Annotated in this window: 20 protein-coding genes; 18 read left to right on the forward strand and 2 right to left on the reverse strand. The window is 65.2% G+C overall.

What is annotated here, in order from left to right:
• Nucleotides 1–95: 95 nt before the first annotated feature.
• The 9 genes from FVQ98_RS04315 to FVQ98_RS04350 all read left to right on the forward strand — a co-directional run bounded on the left by FVQ98_RS04315 (nucleotide 96) and on the right by FVQ98_RS04350 (nucleotide 7584).
• Nucleotides 96–1082 carry a sialate O-acetylesterase gene (locus FVQ98_RS04315; protein ID WP_187265627.1) on the forward strand — a complete coding sequence of 329 codons (987 nt, stop codon included), beginning with the start codon at nucleotides 96–98 and terminating at the stop codon, nucleotides 1080–1082.
• 54 nt (nucleotides 1083–1136) lie between these two features.
• Entirely contained in the window at nucleotides 1137–2972 is a 1836-nt protein-coding gene (locus FVQ98_RS04320) for a carbamoyltransferase family protein (protein WP_222707557.1), read from the forward strand.
• 11 nt (nucleotides 2973–2983) lie between these two features.
• On the forward strand, nucleotides 2984–3397 hold the full coding sequence (locus FVQ98_RS04325) for an SxtJ family membrane protein (RefSeq protein ID WP_147912213.1): 414 nt from the start codon (nucleotides 2984–2986) through the stop codon (nucleotides 3395–3397).
• On the forward strand, nucleotides 3397–3549 hold the full coding sequence (locus FVQ98_RS19585; protein WP_187265628.1) for a DUF5989 family protein: 153 nt from the start codon (nucleotides 3397–3399) through the stop codon (nucleotides 3547–3549). The genes FVQ98_RS04325 and FVQ98_RS19585 overlap by 1 nt, the downstream gene beginning before the upstream one ends.
• Before the next feature lie 9 nt (nucleotides 3550–3558).
• On the forward strand, nucleotides 3559–4695 hold the full coding sequence (locus FVQ98_RS04330; protein ID WP_147912214.1) for a hypothetical protein: 1137 nt from the start codon (nucleotides 3559–3561) through the stop codon (nucleotides 4693–4695).
• 181 nt (nucleotides 4696–4876) lie between these two features.
• Nucleotides 4877–5323 carry a hypothetical protein gene (locus tag FVQ98_RS04335; protein ID WP_147912215.1) on the forward strand — a complete coding sequence of 149 codons (447 nt, stop codon included), beginning with the start codon at nucleotides 4877–4879 and terminating at the stop codon, nucleotides 5321–5323.
• A gap of 70 nt (nucleotides 5324–5393) precedes the next feature.
• Nucleotides 5394–5813, forward strand: coding sequence for a hypothetical protein (locus FVQ98_RS04340; RefSeq protein ID WP_147912216.1), 420 nt, complete (start codon nucleotides 5394–5396; stop codon nucleotides 5811–5813).
• 16 nt (nucleotides 5814–5829) lie between these two features.
• Nucleotides 5830–6300, forward strand: coding sequence for a DUF6152 family protein (locus FVQ98_RS04345; protein WP_147912217.1), 471 nt, complete (start codon nucleotides 5830–5832; stop codon nucleotides 6298–6300).
• A 108-nt stretch (nucleotides 6301–6408) separates the two neighbouring features.
• Nucleotides 6409–7584 carry an NAD(P)/FAD-dependent oxidoreductase gene (locus FVQ98_RS04350; RefSeq protein ID WP_147912218.1) on the forward strand — a complete coding sequence of 392 codons (1176 nt, stop codon included), beginning with the start codon at nucleotides 6409–6411 and terminating at the stop codon, nucleotides 7582–7584.
• Between the two features lie 159 nt (nucleotides 7585–7743).
• Here FVQ98_RS04350 and FVQ98_RS04355 read toward each other — a convergent pair whose 3' ends face one another.
• Nucleotides 7744–8145 (reverse strand): hypothetical protein, encoded by a 402-nt coding sequence (locus FVQ98_RS04355; RefSeq protein ID WP_147912219.1) that lies wholly within the window; start codon nucleotides 8143–8145, stop codon nucleotides 7744–7746.
• Nucleotides 8146–8151: 6 nt separating this feature from the next.
• On the reverse strand, nucleotides 8152–9327 hold the full coding sequence (locus tag FVQ98_RS04360; protein WP_147912220.1) for a hypothetical protein: 1176 nt from the start codon (nucleotides 9325–9327) through the stop codon (nucleotides 8152–8154).
• Nucleotides 9328–9878: 551 nt separating this feature from the next.
• Here FVQ98_RS04360 and FVQ98_RS04365 point away from each other — a divergent pair.
• From FVQ98_RS04365 to gdhA, 9 genes are all read left to right on the forward strand, one after another.
• Nucleotides 9879–10115, forward strand: coding sequence for a CopG family transcriptional regulator (locus FVQ98_RS04365; protein ID WP_147912221.1), 237 nt, complete (start codon nucleotides 9879–9881; stop codon nucleotides 10113–10115).
• Entirely contained in the window at nucleotides 10093–10566 is a 474-nt protein-coding gene (locus tag FVQ98_RS04370; RefSeq protein ID WP_147912222.1) for a PIN domain-containing protein, read from the forward strand. Before FVQ98_RS04365 ends, FVQ98_RS04370 begins: the two co-directional genes overlap by 23 nt.
• Nucleotides 10556–11698, forward strand: a complete 1143-nt coding sequence (gene hisC / locus FVQ98_RS04375) for a histidinol-phosphate transaminase (RefSeq protein ID WP_147912223.1) — start codon at nucleotides 10556–10558, stop codon at nucleotides 11696–11698. The genes FVQ98_RS04370 and hisC overlap by 11 nt, the downstream gene beginning before the upstream one ends.
• Nucleotides 11695–12318: an imidazoleglycerol-phosphate dehydratase HisB gene (gene hisB, locus FVQ98_RS04380; RefSeq protein WP_147912224.1), complete on the forward strand. Its 624-nt coding sequence runs from the start codon at nucleotides 11695–11697 to the stop codon at nucleotides 12316–12318. Before hisC ends, hisB begins: the two co-directional genes overlap by 4 nt.
• Before the next feature lie 63 nt (nucleotides 12319–12381).
• Nucleotides 12382–13053, forward strand: a complete 672-nt coding sequence (gene hisH, locus FVQ98_RS04385; protein ID WP_147912225.1) for an imidazole glycerol phosphate synthase subunit HisH — start codon at nucleotides 12382–12384, stop codon at nucleotides 13051–13053.
• An 84-nt stretch (nucleotides 13054–13137) separates the two neighbouring features.
• On the forward strand, nucleotides 13138–13878 hold the full coding sequence (gene hisA / locus FVQ98_RS04390) for a 1-(5-phosphoribosyl)-5-[(5-phosphoribosylamino)methylideneamino]imidazole-4-carboxamide isomerase (protein ID WP_147912226.1): 741 nt from the start codon (nucleotides 13138–13140) through the stop codon (nucleotides 13876–13878).
• 55 nt (nucleotides 13879–13933) lie between these two features.
• A complete protein-coding gene (locus FVQ98_RS04395) occupies nucleotides 13934–15118 on the forward strand; it encodes an AAA family ATPase (RefSeq protein WP_147912227.1) in 1185 nt (394 codons plus the stop codon).
• A 57-nt stretch (nucleotides 15119–15175) separates the two neighbouring features.
• Complete coding sequence (hisF, locus tag FVQ98_RS04400) at nucleotides 15176–15955, forward strand: imidazole glycerol phosphate synthase subunit HisF (RefSeq protein WP_147912228.1); 780 nt, start codon at nucleotides 15176–15178, stop codon at nucleotides 15953–15955.
• Nucleotides 15956–16359: 404 nt separating this feature from the next.
• Complete coding sequence (gdhA, locus tag FVQ98_RS04405) at nucleotides 16360–17709, forward strand: NADP-specific glutamate dehydrogenase (protein ID WP_147912229.1); 1350 nt, start codon at nucleotides 16360–16362, stop codon at nucleotides 17707–17709.
• The last annotated feature ends 201 nt before the right edge of the window (nucleotides 17710–17910 follow it).

The following is a 17910-nucleotide window of genomic DNA, read 5'->3' on the forward strand; positions in this document are numbered from 1 at the left end:
GCACCGCCCCGCATACCAATCGTCGTATCACTAAGATGTGCCCGAGCATCTGCGCCCAGCGGCTCCCGTCAGAGCGAACGCGAACATTCATTTTCATGGTCACGCTGCTGCTGGGGTATTCCATGGTTCATGCGCAGTCGACGTGCGCGGAAGCCGCCAGCAACCGCACATCGCCAACGGGAAATCTGTACATCATCCTTGGACAGTCGAATGCCGTCGGGCTGGCATCGGTCAAGGATGTCACACCTCCGGCCAAAGATTTGGTCACACCCGAGACCGTCTACCCCAACGTCCAAATCTATGGCATCCGTGGAGCGCCTGACGGCGTCGCAGGGCGTGACGATCCCACACAATCTCAAGATGTAGCGTGGAGCCGGTTCGCACAGTGGCACCCGACGAAACCTGGCTTCGGCTTCAAGAACGTGGTCGGCAATGAGCAGTATTTCCCGGCCGACACTTCGGTAGATGATCTTTTTGGCCCTGAAATATATCTGGCGCATTATCTGAGTGCCAAGTCGCCTGGGACGCAATATATTTTGAAATTGGCGGTCGCCAACACAGCGCTGGCCGATATTGATGGTCATGACGGGTGGCTGCCAGGCGGACATTTGTATGGTGAGTTGTTGAAGATGGTGGTGGATGCTCAGCGCGCCAAGGCCGACAAGGTCCGATTGACTGTGGGCGCCCTGTTTTTTGTCCAAGGCGAGTCTGACGCCAGCAGCCCGGTGTATGCCGCCGCCTATCGGAAAAACCTCGATCGGTTCATCACAAGGATTCGTGCGGATTTGTTCAAGATGGGGTGCAGCAAGGTGCGCGACGTGCCGTTTGTCATGACGCGTACGCAAAGAAATCCAAGCTGGTCCTTTGCGGAGACGGTGCGAAGGGCTCAAGAAAAAATCAGTCGGACGGTCTCGCGGGTCAAATTGATCAATACAGACGACTTTGTCGAGCACATGACCGCGGGCGCGAACCACTTCAACGAGCGCAGTCAGGCGATTTTGGGGGAAAGGTTTTTTCGCGCCTTGAAGCCTGAATCATCCGGCGCGGGGAGCGAGCGCGGCCATTGGATCGCTGACCAGTAGGTGCCCGATGTCCATTCAAAAAAATCAGGGTCGGGCTTTCGCGGTAATCGGTAGATGTCTATGAATATATTGGGTATATCGGCCTATTACCATGACAGTGCCGCCGCGTTGCTGCGCGGGGGTGAAGTGGTGGCGGCTGCGCAAGAGGAGCGGTTCAGCCGAAAAAAACACGATGAGCGGTTCCCCGTCAATGCGATTCGCTATTGCCTTACCGAAGGCAAAGTGGATAAAAGCAGCCTGGACTCCATCGTTTTCTACGACAAGCCAATCCTGAAATTCGAGCGGCTGATCGACACCTACCTCAGCTACGCGCCCAGGGGCTTTGGCTCGTTCGTCAAGGCGATGCCGGTTTGGCTCAAGGAAAAGCTTTACTTGAAAAAGACCTTGCGGCAGGAACTGGCCGCACTGCTGGCGTGCAGCGAATCCGAGTTGCCGCCCATTCTCTTCGCCGAGCACCACGAATCGCACGCCGCCTCCGCGTTTTATCCCAGTCCGTTTGATCGGGCGGCGGTGCTTTGTCTGGACGGCGTGGGCGAATGGGCGACCACTTCAGCCTGGATGGGCGATGGCGCGAAGCTGACCCCGCTCTGGCAGATCAACTTCCCGCACTCCTTGGGACTGCTGTATTCAGCGTTCACCTACTACCTCGGGTTCAAGGTCAATTCGGGCGAATACAAGCTGATGGGCCTGGCGCCCTATGGCCAGCCGACCTACGTCAACAAGATTCTGGACAACCTGGTCGACGTCAAGCCGGACGGAACCTTCAGGTTGAACCTCCAGTACTTCGACTACTGCACCGGCCTGCGCATGACCAACCAGGCCTTCGCCGACCTGTTCGAGGGTGCGCCGCGGGCCGGAGAATCGGTACCGACCCAGCGCGACATGGACATCGCAGCGTCCATCCAGGTCGTGACCGAAGAAATTGTCCTGAAGCTGGCCAAGGGTTTGCAACAGGAAACCGGGGCTCAGAACCTGTGCATGGCGGGCGGTGTGGCACTGAACTGTGTGGCCAACGGCCGCTTGCTGCGTGAAGGCGTTTTTTCGGACATATGGATCCAGCCAGCCGCCGGGGATGCAGGAGGAGCACTCGGCGCCGCCTGCGTCGTGCACCACAAATACCGCGCGCAGCCGCGAGCGCCTGCTGGGCCAGCAGACCGCATGCAGGGCGCGCTGCTGGGGCCGACGTTCGGTGAGGCCGAGGTGCGCCTTGCCCTGGATGGGCTGGGCGCGCGGTACGAAGTTCTGGATGAGGCGGACCTTTACCCGCGGGTGGCCGCACTGCTGGCCAATGAGCAGGTTGTGGGCTGGTTTCAGAACCGCATGGAGTTCGGCCCCCGCGCGCTGGGCGCGCGCTCCATCCTGGCCGATCCGCGTTCGACTGCCATGCAGTCGCAACTCAATTTGAAGATCAAATTCCGCGAATCTTTTCGGCCGTTTGCGCCGGCCGTGCTGCAAGAGCGCGTCTCGGAGTTTTTCGACCTGGACCACGCCAGCCCCTACATGCTCCTGGTGGCACAAGTGCAGGCGCGCCTGCAACTGCACCCGGAAGTCGCGGCCTCAGGGTTGGAGCAGTTGCACCAGGTGCGATCCTCCATTCCAGCGGTGACCCATGTGGACTATTCGGCGCGCGTCCAGACAGTGAACAAGGAGCAGAACCCCCAGTTCTACCGGCTGCTGCGGGCGTTTGAGCAGCAAACCGGGTGCCCTGTGCTGGTCAACACCTCGTTCAACGTGCGCGGTGAACCCATCGTGTGCACGCCGCAAGACGCTTTTCGGTGCTTCATGGGTACCAACATGGACCACCTGGTCATCGGCAATATCCTGCTGTCCAAATCGTCGCAGGACGCGGATGCCGTTGGCCGCGAAATGGGCGCACTGGCGCTGGATTGAAAGGACTGGCTATGTTGGACATGTCGGTGTTGAAGAACGTCAGCAAGGCCGAACTGCGCAAGTTCGGCTTGATCATGGCGGTGATGGTGATTGCGATCTTTGGGCTGCTTCTGCCCTGGCTGTGGTCTGGTCGTTTCCGGCCTTGGCCCTGGTGGGTTGGCGGCGCCTTCGCTGCGTTCGCCGTGGTATGGCCGGCGGCACTGAAGGGGGTCTACATCGCCTGGATGAAGGTCGGCGGCGTGCTGGGCAAGATCAACACGACGATCATCCTTGGCCTGGCCTACTGGCTCATCTTCACTCCGCTGGGCGTCGTTCTCAGGCTGATTGGCAAGGACACGCTCACCAAAGGCTGGCGTGAGGACGTCCAAACTTACCGGGTGCCCAAGTCGGCAAGGGCAGACGATCATATGGAGCGGCAGTTCTGATGTTGGAATTGATCAAAGAGTTGGTCTTGTTTTTCAAGGCGCACAAGCGCTACGCCTTGATTCCGGTGTTGGCCATCCTGCTGATGCTCGGCGCCTTGGTCGTGTTGGGGCAGGGCTCGGCCATCGCGCCCTTCATCTACACCTTGTTCTAAGCCCGCGCAATGAAGCGTCTCTGGTTCGTTCTCCTGCCGACCTTGTTGTTGGCGAGCCTGGTCGCCGTGGGGTTTTGGGCCGGGACCTACGTCAGCGCGAAGCGCATCGCCCACATCGCGGACGCGTACGAGAGCGCCGAGACGCTGGCCGGCGTGCTCAAGGCCACGCCGCTGTCCGACCGGCAGCGCAGCGAGATTTTCAAGGCTTACAGCAATCCGAATATCGATCCGAAACGTGTCAGCTGGGCGGTGCCTAACCAGCCGACGCCATTTGTCGGGACCGCGCCCAAACCGGGCGCGCACCAGAACGCGACGATCAATTCCTGGCAGATGCGCAGCGACAAAGAACTCGGTGTGCCGAAGGCGCCGGGCGCGTTTCGGATCTTTCTGACGGGCGGCTCCACCGCCTACGGTTCCGGCGCACCATCGCAGGACAAGACCATCGGCGCGCTGCTCGAGGCCGCGCTCAACCAAACAGGGGCGGCCCACCCGCCGCGAAAGTTCGAGGTCTTCACCTTCGCCAACCCGGCTTGGTCGTCGACGCAGGAGCGCATTGCGATCGAGAACTACCTGTCCGACCTGGAGCCCGACCTTATCGTCTCCCTGTCTGGCAACAACGATGTGTTCTGGGGCGATGCAGGCCGCAACATCCTTTGGTACTCGACTTTTTCGGACGACTACGTCAACGCATTGGCCGACCAGGCGCTGGCCGTGGCCGGTCGCAAGCCGCCGACCGCACTGGTGCATGCGGCGGCAGCCACCGGCAAGGTGCCGGCCGAGGTGGTTGCCACCCGGTTGGTCAAGAACGCCACCCTGGGCGCGACCGCGCTGCACCTCGGCGCGCTGAAAGTCAACTGGCTGTATTTTTTGCAGCCCAACCTCGCAGCAACCAAGAAAGCGCTTTCCCCGCGCGAAGCTGAGTTTCTGACGCCGTCGCGGGACTACTACCGCGATGCCTACGCCAAGATCGCCCAGGGCCTTGGGCAGGTCCCTGCGAAGAACTTCCTGTTTGTCAATCTCTCGGGCCTGTTCGATGGCCGCCGACAGGAAGAAGAGATTTTTCTGGACCAGTTCCACTTCGGTGACATCGGCAATGCCGTGATCGCCAAAGCCATGGCGCAAGAGGTCGTTCGGCGCCTTCGCTGAGGCGCGGCCGTTGCGGTTTTAGGACGGAGCCATGCACGACGAGGCCCAATGCTGGCCAGTTGGCGCGAATGGATGATCGTCCTGCGATGCTGTCCTTAGGAGCGCAGGCTTGAGTCAACCTCCAGTCCCCCTGGGCCTTCGCATCATTGCCTGGCTGGCCATCCTGATCGGTTTATGGGTCTTGCTGAGCGCCGGCAAGGTCTTGGTGGCAGCGTTGGCCACACTGCCGGGTGAGCCGATGGACCTTGGTCGCGTGCCCGGGTACGTGGATGTCATCGCTTGGCTGTTGCGGCATGTCGCAGGTATCGCCTTGTTTCAGGTGGCTTTGGCGGCCGCGACGGTTTGGGCGGGTTTTGGCCTGCTGCGGCGGCGGGCTTGGGCTCGCGCCACGCTGGAGGGTGTTGGCTGGCTCGTGTTGCTGCAGCTCGCAGCGGTAGCTGCGCTCGGGTGGCAAGTCTTTGCAGACTTTTCGGAGCTGCCGCAGGACAGCCCCGGACTCGGCAGTCAGCCGGAATGGCTAGACATCGTGGCCATGCTGGTTGGCTTGCTCGCGGTCGCGCTGCCGGTCGTCGCGGCGGTGCGTTATTTGCGCAGTGCATCGGTGCGCGCGCTGGTGCGGGGCCGTTGAGCGGGCGCAGACCGTTCGCCGCACCCGCCAACGTCGCCTCGATTGAACGCAAGCCCGCTACGATGCCCGCATGTTCGCGCCGCTGCTGTCGCACCCATGGGTTTACCCCACGCTGGAGGTCGTCCATTTTCTCGGCATTGCCTTGCTGCTCGGTAACCTCTGCCTGCTGGAAGCCCGCGTGTTCGGTCTGGGTGCAACGCTGCCGCTGGAGGGGTTGGCGCGCCTCAGCCTGACGCTCGCTGTGCTCGGATTTACCTTGGCCGCGGGTTCGGGCCTGACCATGTTCGCCTCGCAGCCGCAGGAACTTCTCGTGAACCGCGCTTTCACACTCAAGATGCTGTTGATCGGCTTGGCGGGCGGTAACGCGCTGTGGTTCCACCTGCGAGGCTCCCTGCAGCGTCTGGACGGCACGGCCCGTGCGCTGATGTTGCTGTCTACCCTGATCTGGCTGGGTGTGCTGGTGTGCGGCCGCTGGATTGCCTATGTCTGATCAAGGAGTGCCCTGCATGCCGATCACAAGACGAGCCCTGCTGCTGGTTGCCGCCTCCGCGCCGCTCGCGGCCCGTGCCCACCATGGCTGGAGCAGCTTTGACCAAGACCGCCCCATCTATCTGGAGGGCACTGCGCGTAACGTGAAGTGGCGCAATCCGCATGCCGAATTCATGCTGGAAGTGACCGCCGGCCTGAAGTTGCCGGCCGACCTGCCCAACCGGACGCTGCCAGCGCAAACGTCGGCCGTGGACGGCAAGGCGATCTTGGCGCGAGCCACGCTGCCCAGGCGCACCGAAACCCGCTGGGAGATCGAGTTGGCGCCATTGCAGCGCCTGAACGCCTGGCAAGTGCCCGAGATCAAGGAAGGGCAACACCTGGGTCTGCTGGGCTTCACCTTCAAGGAAGACAAGGGCGAGCCGGTGCTGCGCGCCGAATATCTGTTCCTGAATGGCAAGGTCTACGGTATGCGCTCCTCGCCCGCTTGACGCGCGTTCACTGGCACGGGGCCGGCCTGTGTCGCGTGACGATGCGCGCGACTGGCGAAGATCTCACCTGCATCGCTACCATGTCGGTAGATCCACCAGCGAGTCGGCATGGGCGCATCACCACCCCACATCGTCATCATCGGCGGCGGCGCCATCGGCAGCGCCGTGGCGGCGCAGCTCACGCAACCGGCACGCCAGGCGGAGCGCCCGTGCAGTGTCACCGTGGTAGAGCGCGATCCGACCTACGCATTGGCCTCGTCGGCACTGTCCGCTTCGTCGATCCGCCAGCAGTTTTCGACCGACATCAACATCGCCCTTTCGCGCTACGGCGTGGAGGTGCTGCGCGCGCTGCCGCAGGTCGACCTGCACGAAGCCGGGTACCTGTACCTTGCCACCGAAGCCGGTGCACCGGTGCTGCGGGCCAACCATGCGTTGCAGCGCGCGCACGGCGTGGATGTGGCCCTGCTGGCGCCGGGGGCGCTGCGCCAGCGCTTTGACTGGCTGCGCACGGACGACCTGGCGCTGGCCTCGCTCGGGCTCAGCGGCGAAGGCTGGTTTGACGGGTACGGCCTGTTGCAGGCTTGGCGCGCGCAGGCGCGTGCACAAGGGGCGCGCTACGTGCATGCCGAAGTGATTGGTTTGGACAGTCGGATTGAGGCCAATCGATTGACCATCCTGCGCAGTCAGCTATCGAATGGAGAGCGTCTGGCGGCCAACGTGTTCGTCAACGCTGCGGGGCCGTGGGCGCGTCGGGTGGCCCAATGGGCGGGGATCGACCTGCCCGTGGTGGCGCGCCGCCGCACTGTCTTCAGCGTTACCTGCCCCGCGCCACTGCTGGATTGCCCGCTGCTGATCGACCCGTCTGGCATTTGGCTGCGGCCGGAAGGGCGAGGCTTCATCACTGGCTTCGCGCCGCCTGCCGGCGCCGATGCGGACGACCTGCCGCTCGACCAACCGGACCTGGCAGCGTTCGAGGAACTCGTGTGGCCCACGCTGGCCGAGCGCATTCCGGCGTTCGAGGCGCTGCGCCTGCAGCGCGCCTGGGCCGGGTACTACGAGATGAACACCTTCGACCACAACGGCATCGTGGGCCTGCACCCGGCCTGCACCAACCTCGTCTTTGCCAACGGCTTTTCCGGCCATGGCCTGCAGCAGTCGCCCGCGGTCGGTCGGGCACTGGCCGAGCTGATCACCACCGGGGCGTACCAAACGCTGGACCTGACGCCGCTCGGCTGGGAGCGAGTGCTCGAAGGCCGCCCGCTGCTGGAGCGCAACGTGATCTGAAGCGCGCCTGAGTGTGCGCTTCCGTTGGGCCAGCGGTTGTTCAAAGGGATTTCAGGTCAAATCGGCTGTTAGCCTGTGATCTATCTGCCCAGAACGCTGGTAAATTAGTAGCAGTTATGACCATCTGCGCAACGCAGCCCGGCCCGCTACGCAGGCGGCTCAACTGGCCGCCGCGATCTTCAACCGAATGAACGCCGCGAAATCGCGCGCCACCTCGGTGGCCTCGTGGCTGGTCGGGTCGATCTCGACGATGCGCCAGCCGTTGGCGGTGTCGAAGCCGCTGGCGTAGCCCGCGAAGTCGTCGCCGAACAGCTGCACTGCCGCCAAGCCAGGCGGTGTCTGGCCGTACAGTTCCTCGGGCGCCAGCAGGCCGCTATACAGCATGAAGCTGTCGTCGCCGATGGGCCCAAACCCGACATGGCTTAAGAAGTCGACGTAGCCCGCGGGCAGGCCGGGCTCGTCGCGCTGCAGGCTCGCCAGCGCCTCGCCGGTCAGGGGCGTCAGCTGGTCGCAGGCCGTTCCGGTGCCTTTTTCGGCGATCAGGTCGTTGAACTGGCTCATGGTCGGTCAGGGGAATATCTGGCTGGCGGGGCCGCCGGCGCGGTGGATGCCTTGCTGGTGCTGGTCGGGGAAGCGCGCCGGGTGCATGTTCCACCATTCGGCGGGGCCGCCGTAGCTGCTTTCGATGATGTGGTGGGCATCATAGGGCTGGCCGGCCTTGCGCACCAGCGTGCCGTTGGCGGAATGCAGGTCTTCGGTGTAGCGCGGCCAGGCCTGGCCGGTCTGCTTCTCCCACTGGGTGATCAGGTCGTTCTTGACGCGGTTGAAATCTGCGCGGTGCGCCTTGGACTCTGCCGTGCTGAGGCGCGTGGGGTTGTGGTGCGTCAGGTAGTCGGTCAGCAGGCGCTGCTGCTCGGTCGTCACCGAACGGCCGGTCTGCAAGGTGATGTCGTCCAGATAGCGCCCCCACGCCGGCTGCGCACCGACGCGGGCGGCGCCGGCGGCCAGGCGCGTGGCATCGGTGGCACCCTCGGCCACGTTCTCGGCGCCGCGGGCGCCGGCGCGACCTGCGCCCTGGCCGAACGACTGCGTCAACTCCTTCAGCGTGGTCAGCTGTTGGCGCAGGCTGTCGGGCAGCTTGTCCAGCGGCACCTTGTCGAGCGCATTGCCAATGGCGCGGATGCCCGGCTCCAGACTTTGGCGCAGCGCGGGGTTGCGTGCGGCGGCTTCCACCGCGTTGGCCACGGTCTGCGCGTATTTGCCCAGCTTGCCCAGCTTGGCTGCATCGCCGATGTAAGGGACCATGCTGATCGCGCTCAGGCCCGCGCCCAGCCAGTCGCCGCGGCCGATCGAGATCAGCGCGTTCGCGCCGTCCGAGATCGGCGTCGGGTCGAACAGGCCGGCGACGTCCAGACCGATCTGCGTCAGGTCCAGCGCCAGATCGGCGTCGGCATTCGGACGCGCGCCGCCCGAGGCGGGGGGGCCCGCGTCGACGCCGCGCTCGCGCAGCGCTGATTGGGTGCTCGCCAGTTCACCGGGGGCCAGTTCAGGGGCGACTTCCTGCAGCACCCGGCGCCGTTGGGCGGCATCGGGCAGTCGGGCGATGGCGTCAGCCAGCTGCTGGCCATTGACGGCGCCCAGCGTGCGCGCGCCTTCCAGGGTGGATCGGGCCAGGGGCGACAGGCCTTGTGCGCCGGCCGCAGCCGCACGCCAGCCCGCGCCGCCAATCGGCGGTGTCGTCATGGTGTCAACTCCTTGCCGCCAGAGGGCAGCGATGGTGCTATTGCACAGCTGCAAGCGTCTGCTGAACAGACGGGGCGTTCCCAGCTGGGGTCGGCCGCAGTTGGGAACGGTCCGGATGCGAGCAACATCACGGTGTCATGAGGCTGTGCTAAGGCAGCTTCATACTTTTGATGAAGAAAGTGCCTCAAGCGCTTGCCTGGATTGCGCAACTAGCTATTAAGTTAATAGTGAATTGGGTTGGGTCAATCTGTCATCGATGCACGGCAGTCGGCGCGTTCCGTGGCGCTTGGGCTTCACATGGGCCGCCGTGGGGGGCGCCAGTGTTCAAAGCGACCTGTCGAATGACGGGTTCGCCGGTTCTGCACGTCGAGTCGGCTGGCGGTGGTCTGTGCTTGAAGGCGTCTGAGCCGATAGGCTTCAACCGAACCGATGGGGGTCGACGTTTTTGGTGATGGGACTACGCCAACAACGCAGATCGCCGGAGTGCCTTGCATCGCACAAAACTGCAACACGAATTTCGTGTTGCACTGAGTTCGTGTAAGATTTCGATCATGAAAAACGTCACCATCACCGTGGACGACGCCGTGCTCGAATGGGCGCGGGTGGAGGCGGCCAAGCGCGGCAGCAGCGTGTCGCGCATGGTGGGTGAAATGCTGGCCGAAAAAATGCGCCAGGAAGATGCCTACGCGCAGGCCATGCGTGGAGCCCTTCGGTTCGAGAGCTGGGGCGAGAGCGCCGGCGCTTACCTCGACCGGGACACCATGTATGAGCGCGCTCGTTTTCGTTGACACGCCGGTGCTGCTGCGCACCGTGGACGCGCGCGACATCGCCCTGCAGGCGCGCGCGCGCGAATGGGTGCGCTGGTGCTGGCAGCAGCGCACGGGGCGCATCAGCACGCAGGTGCTCAACGAGCTCTACCAGAACGCCGTGACCTGCTTTGGCCCGCCCGCCCCGCTGCAACAGGCGCGTGCCCTGGTGCGCCAGCTGCGCCAGTGGCAGCCGCCGCACCTCGACACCTACACCATCGACGGCGCATGGTCGCTGCAGGATCGGTACGCGCTGGGCTACTGGGATGCGCTGGCCGTGTCGTCCGCCCAGCAGCAGGGGTGTCGCTACCTGCTGAGCGATGAACTGCCGAATGCGCAGCGCTTCGACACCGTCCAGGTGCTCAACCCCTTCCTGATCGCGCCGGCCGAATTGCCGACCGATGCCTTGCTGATGACCGACGATGAAAGCTGATTCCACCTTCCAGTCCGATGTTTCCCTGTCTGCGCTGGCGCGCATCCGCCACGACGTGCAGGGCATGCACGCCTACGCCGTGCAGGACGCCACTGGCCTGCTCAAGCTCGATGCGATGGAGAACTCGCACCGTTTGCCGCCCCAGTTGCGGGCCGAGCTGGGCCGCCGGCTGGGCGAGGTGGCGATCAACCGCTACCCCGGTCCGAGCGTTGATGCGCTGAAAGCCGCGCTGCACGCCTACGCGGCGCCGCCCGAGGGCTGGTCGCTGATGCTGGGCAATGGTTCGGACGAGCTGATCAGCCTGCTGGCCATGGCCTGCGACATCCCGGGCGCATCGATCGTGGCGCCAGTGCCTGGCTTCGTCATGTACGCCATGAGCGCGCAACTGCAAGGCCTGGCCTTCCATGGCGTGCCCTTGAGCGCCGACTTCGAGCTGAACGAGGCCGCCATGCTGGCCGCCATCGCCCAGCACCGGCCCGCCATCGTCTACCTGGCCTACCCCAACAACCCCACCGCCAACCTGTGGGACGCCGGCGCGATTGAACGCATCATCGATGCGCAGGGCGCCCAAGGCGGTCTGGTGGTGATGGACGAGGCTTACCAGCCCTTTGCTGCCGCCAGCTGGATTGACCGCGCCCGTGCCGAGCCGGCGCGCCACGCGCACGTGCTGATCATGCGCACGCTCAGCAAGTTCGGCCTGGCCGGCGTGCGCCTGGGCTACTTGCTGGGCGATGCGCGGCTGATCGGCGAGCTGGACAAGGTGCGCCCGCCCTACAACGTCAGTGTGCTGAACGCTGAATGCGCGCTGTTCGCACTCGAGCATGAAAGCGTCTTTGCCGCGCAGGCCCAGGACATTCGTGCGGCGCGTGCTGCGCTTTTGGAAGCGCTGGCGCAAACGCCCGGGGTGCGCGCCTACCCCAGCGAAGGCAACATGATTCTCGTGCGCGTGCTGGGCCAGGGTACCCATGATGAAGGCGCCGCCGCGCGCGTGTTCGAAGGCATGAAGACCCGTGGCGTGCTGGTCAAGAACGTTTCTAAAATGCACCCATCCCTGGCCAATTGCCTGCGCCTGACGGTCGGCACCGCCGACGAGAACGCGCGCCAGCTGGCCGCCCTTCAAGCCTCGCTATGAACGCCCCCATTTCCCTCGCCGCCGCGCACGAACCGCGCACCGCCGAAGTCGCGCGCGACACCGCCGAAACCAAGATCAAGGTCCGCCTGAACCTGGACGGCAGCGGCCAGTCCCAGCTGGCCAGCGGCATCGGCTTTTTTGACCACATGCTGGAGCAGATCGCGCGGCACGGCCTGATCGATCTGGACGTGCAATGCGACGGCGACCTGCACATCGACGGCCACCACACGGTGGAAGACGTGGGCATCACCATCGGCCAGGCGGTGCGCCAGGCGGTGGGCGACAAGCGCGGCATCACGCGCTACGGCCACAGCTACGTGCCGCTCGACGAGGCGCTGTCGCGCGTGGTGATCGACTTTTCCGGCCGTCCCGGCCTGGTGCTTCAAGCTCAGTTCACCAGCGGCATGATCGGCGGCTTTGACACGCAGCTGGTGCACGAATTCTTCCAGGGCTTTGCCAACCACGCGCTGGTGTCGATGCACATCGACAACCTCAAGGGCGTGAACGCGCACCACCAGGTCGAAACCATCTTCAAGGCCTTCGGCCGCGCGCTGCGCATGGCGCTGGAGCGCGACGCGCGCGCCGCCGGGCAGATCCCGTCGACCAAGGGCTCGCTCTGATCCTTCGCGTCGGTTTTTAGATCAAATCGGGCTCTGGCCCTAGTCCCACCTGCGCAGGCAGCTATGCAATCAGGAGTAAATCAAACCGTGGCCGTGGTGGACTACGGCATGGGCAACCTGCGCTCGGTGGCGCAGGCGGTGATCCATGCCACGACCGACACGCACGTCAACGCCGTCATCACGGCCGACCCGCAGGTGGTGCGAAACGCCCACCGCGTGGTGCTGCCGGGGCAAGGCGCCATGGCCGACTGCATGCGCGAATTGCGCGAATCGGGCCTGCTCGAATCGGTGCTGGAAGCCGCCGTGACCAAGCCGCTCTTCGGTGTGTGCGTGGGCATGCAGATGCTGCTCGACCACAGCGCCGAAGGCCGCACTGCCGCCGGCACGCCGGGCCTCGGCCTGATCGCGGGCGAAGTGGTCAAGTTCGATCTGGCTGGGCAAACCGCGCCGGACGGCAGCCGCTACAAGGTGCCGCAGATGGGCTGGAACCGCGTGCACCAAGCGCGCCCGCACCCGGTGTGGGGCAGCATTGCCGACGGCGAATGGTTCTACTTCGTGCACAGCTTCTACGCCCGCCCGGCGGATGCGGCGCACAGCGTCGGGGAAACCGATTACGGCGCACGCTTCACGTCGGCCGTCGCACGCGATAATATTTTTGCGACCCAGTTCCATCCCGAGAAAAGCGCTGACCAAGGCCTCGCCATGTACCGCAATTTCCTGTACTGGAACCCCTGAGGTCCGGCTTTTCGCTTTCTTTTCAGTAGCGCTCTGCGCAGATCCACGGCCGATTTCAGGCTGATTTCTTTTCTAAACGTCATCATGCTGCTCATCCCCGCCATCGACCTCAAGGACGGCCACTGCGTGCGCCTGAAACAGGGTGACATGGACCAGGCCACCACCTTCAGCGAAGACCCTGCCGCTATGGCCGGGCGCTGGCTCGATGCCGGCGCGCGCCGCCTGCACCTGGTGGACCTGAACGGCGCCTTTGCCGGCAAGCCGCAAAACTTGACGGCGATCAAGTCCATCCTGAAGGCCGTGGGCGACGATATCCCGGTGCAACTGGGCGGCGGCATCCGTGACCTTGACACGATCGAAAAGTACATCGACGCCGGCCTGGCCTACGTCATCATCGGCACCGCCGCGGTCAAGAACCCTGGCTTCCTGAAGGACGCGTGCAGCGCCTTCGGCGGCCACATCATCGTGGGACTGGACGCCAAGGACGGCAAGGTCGCCACCGATGGCTGGAGCAAGCTCACGGGCCACGAAGTGGTGGACCTGGCCAAGAAGTTCCAGGACTGGGGCGTCGAAAGCATCATCTACACCGACATTGGCCGCGACGGCATGCTGAGCGGCATCAACATCGACGCCACGGTCAAGCTGGCGCAGTCGCTCACCATTCCTGTGATCGCGTCGGGCGGCCTGTCGAACATGACCGACATCGAGCAGCTCTGCGCCGTCGAATCGGAAGGCGTGGAAGGCGTGATCTGCGGGCGCGCCATCTACTCGGGCGACCTCGACTTCACCGCGGCGCAGGCGCGCGCGGACGACCTGGCGGCGTGACGCGCAGCGGGCGCCGCATGGCACGGCGCCTGCCGTGGGCGACGGGCTGAGCCGCATGTTGTCTGCCCTGGCGGTGGCCAACTACCGGTCCTTGCGCCGCCTCACGGTGCCGCTCGGGGCGCTCACGGTCGTCACCGGGCCCAACGGCAGCGGCAAATCCAGCCTGTACCGCGCGCTGCGCCTGCTGGCCGACGTGGCGCAGGGCGGCGTGGTGCGTTCGCTGGCGCGCGAAGGCGGGCTGCCCTCCACGCTGTGGGCGGGGCCCGAGCAGATCAGCGCGGCCATGCGGCGCGCAGAGGTGCCCGTCCAGGGCACGGTACGGCGAGAGCGCATACGTCTCAAACTGGGTTTTGCCAGCGCCGACCCCCAAGGCTTTGGCTATGCCATCGAGATCGGGCTGCCCACAGCGTCCTCGTCCGCCTTCGCGCTCGATCCGGAGATCAAGGCCGAAGCGGTCTTTCACGGCCCCGTGGCCCGTGTCGGCGCCCAACTCGTGCGGCGCACGGGGGCGGTGGTGCAAGTGCGCGCAAACGGCCGCAGTTGGGACGCGCTGGAGCGTGCCGTGCCGGCCTGGGCGAGCATGGTCACGGAACTGAGCGATCCGCAACGCACGCCGGAGTTGCTGGAAGTGCGCGAGCAGGTGCGCGCGTGGCGCTTCTACGACCATTTCCGCACCGATGCCGACAGCCCGGTGCGCCAGCCGCAATTGGGCACGCGCACGCCCGTGCTGGCGGCCGACGGCAGCGATCTGGCGGCCGCCGTTCAGACCATTCTGGAGATCGGCGATGCGGCCGCACTGCAGGCGGCGGTGGAAGACGCCTTTCCCGGCGCGCGACTCGCGGTGCAGGGCGACGCCGGGGCACGTCTGGCGCTGCACATGCACCAGCCGGGCCTGTTGCGGGCGCTGTCGGTGGCCGAGCTGTCCGACGGCACCTTGCGCTACCTGCTCTGGATCGCGGCACTGCTGTCGCCGCGCCCGCCGCCGTTGCTGGTGCTGAACGAGCCCGAAGCCAGCCTCCACCCCGACCTGCTGCCCGCCTTGGGGCGCTTGATCGCAGGCGTGGCCGAACGCGCGCAGGTGATCGTCGTCACGCATTCGACCCGGCTGGTGGCCGCCCTCGAAGCGGCGGCCGAGCCGGGTGCGCTGGTGCGCATCGAACTGGAAAAAAACCTGGGCGAGACCCTGGTGCGCGGCCTCGCCATGGACGAAATACCGCCCTGGTCGTGGCCGGGCGACTGAAGCGGCGAGAATCGCGGGCGCCGCGCCGCACACCCTGATGAATCGGAGAACCCTGCCATGCTGGCCAAACGCATCATTCCCTGCCTCGACGTGACCGGTGGCCGCGTCGTCAAAGGCGTCAACTTCGTCGAACTGCGCGACGCCGGCGACCCGGTGGAGATCGCCGCGCGCTACAACGAGCAGGGCGCGGACGAACTCACTTTCCTGGACATCACCGCGACCAGCGACGGGCGCGACGTGATCCTGCACATCATCGAAGCGGTGGCCTCGCAGGTGTTCATCCCGCTCACCGTGGGGGGCGGCGTGCGCACGGTGGACGACGTGCGCCGGCTGCTGAACGCGGGGGCGGACAAGACCAGCTTCAACTCGGCCGCCATCGCCAACCCCCAGGTGATCCGCGACGCGTCGGGCAAGTACGGCTCGCAGTGCATCGTGGTGGCCATCGACGCCAAGCGGCGCGTGGGCGACGAAGTGGCGGCGCGCGGCGAGGGCTGGGACGTCTACAGCCACGGCGGGCGCAAGAACACCGGGCTGGACGCCGTCGCCTGGGCGCGCCAGATGGCCGAGCATGGCGCGGGCGAGATCCTGCTGACCAGCATGGACAAGGACGGTACCAAGAGCGGGTTCGACCTGGCGCTCACGCGCGCCGTGGCCGATGCCGTGCCGGTGCCGGTGATCGCCTCGGGTGGCGTCGGCAATCTGGACCATCTGGCGGATGGCGTGCAGCAGGGCGGCGCCGATGCGGTGCTGGCTGCCAGCATCTTCCACTACGGAGAATTCACCGTGGCGCAGGCCAAGGCGCACATGGCAGCGCGAGGCATCACGGTGCGACAGTGATCTGGCACGAGCTGGGCCGCCCCTCGGACTTGACTCGCGCTCCTTAGGGTTGACGCGGTTGTGCGCTCGATTGGGGCTGACCGCTGGCGTGGCCGGGGGTGTATCTGGCGGGGAAAGTTCGCCGATTCAGAATGTTGTCTGCTGACGGACAGTTTGACGTCAACTCACCCCGTAAAATAAACAGGTTTGGCGTGACCAGTGGCGCGCCGTCCGCGCCGTGGTCTGCAGGGCGCTGGTGGCCGATCGGTGCGCGCGCCATGCTTGTCGATGAGGTGTTGGGTGGCGGACAGGGCGCGGGCGCGCCGCCGCCCGGACGGTAAGGCGGATTGCGCCGGCGCTCGGGCCCCACATCGCGCGCGCATCTGCCATGGCCCCCGGGCCAACCACGAAAGAGGAACAATATCTTGTCTGCTGCTGCCCCTAGTCTCGAAGATTTCCTGGCCGGCGTTGCCAAACGCGACCCGCAACAGCCCGAGTTCCTGCAGGCCGTGCGCGAGGTGATGGTCAGCCTGTGGCCGTTCCTGGAGAAGCACCCGCACTACCGCGACTACGCCCTGCTCGAGCGCATCGTCGAGCCAGACCGCGTGATCCAGTTCCGCGTGAGCTGGGTGGACGACAAGGGCCGCACCCAGGTCAACCGCGCCTTCCGCGTGCAGCACAGCATGGCCATCGGCCCGTACAAGGGCGGCATGCGATTTCACCCCAGCGTGAACCTGTCGATCCTGAAGTTCCTGGCGTTCGAGCAGTGCTTCAAGAATGCGCTGACCACGCTGCCCATGGGTGGCGGCAAGGGCGGCTCCGATTTCGACCCCAAGGGCAAGAGCGACGGCGAGGTGATGCGCTTCTGCCAGGCGCTGATGAGCGAGCTGTACCGCCACCTGGGCGCCGACACCGACGTGCCGGCCGGCGACATCGGCGTGGGCGCGCGCGAGGTCGGTTTCATGGCCGGCATGATGAAAAAACTCAGCAACAATTCGAGCAGCGTCTTCACCGGCAAGGGCATGGCCTACGGCGGCAGCCTGATGCGCCCCGAAGCCACCGGCTACGGCACGGTGTATTTCGCGCAAGAAATGCTGCGCCGCAAGCAGATGGGCTTTGAGGGCCGCTCGGTCAGCATCTCGGGTTCCGGCAACGTGGCGCAGTACGCCGCCGACAAGGCGCTGGAACTGGGCGCCAAGGTCGTGACGCTGTCCGATTCGGACGGTACGCTGGTGGTCGATGCCGGCATGTCGGCCGGCATGCTGCAGGACGTCATGGAATTCAAGAACGTCCAGCGCGGCCGCCTGAAGGACTTCGCCAAGCAGCACAAGCTGGAGTTCGAAGCCGGCAAGAACCCCTGGCACGTGCCGGCAGACATCGCCTTGCCGTGCGCCACGCAAAATGAGTTGGACGCCAATGACGCCAAGCACCTGATCGCCAACGGCGTCATCTGTGTGGCCGAAGGTGCCAACATGCCCAGCACGCTGGACGCGGTGGACGCTTTCCTGGCCGCCGGCACGCTGTACGCACCGGGCAAGGCCAGCAACGCCGGCGGCGTGGCCACCTCGGGCCTGGAGATGAGCCAGAACGCCATGCGCCTGTCCTGGTCGCACAGCGAAGTGGACCTGCGCCTGCACGAAATCATGAAGGACATCCACGGCAACTGCGTGCGCTATGGCGAGCGCTCGGACGGCAGCGTGAATTACGTCGAAGGCGCCAACATCGCCGGCTTCGTGAAGCTGGCCGACGCCATGTTGGCGCAAGGTGTGCAATAAGGCGTCTCTGACCATTCTTCAAGTCAAATGTGCCTCTGGCCCTAGAGCCATCTGCGCAGCCAGCTACTGAATAAGTAGCAAATCAGCGCCCCGGACCTGTGGTGATCGCGCCGCGGGTCCGGGGCGTTGCGCTGTCGGGGCGCATGCTGCCGGTGTGCGCCGCGTGGCCGAATGTGCTGTCACACGCAATCACGGACAATG

The organism is Ottowia flava (assembly GCF_008017535.1).
GTDB lineage: Bacteria > Pseudomonadota > Gammaproteobacteria > Burkholderiales > Burkholderiaceae_C > Ottowia > Ottowia flava.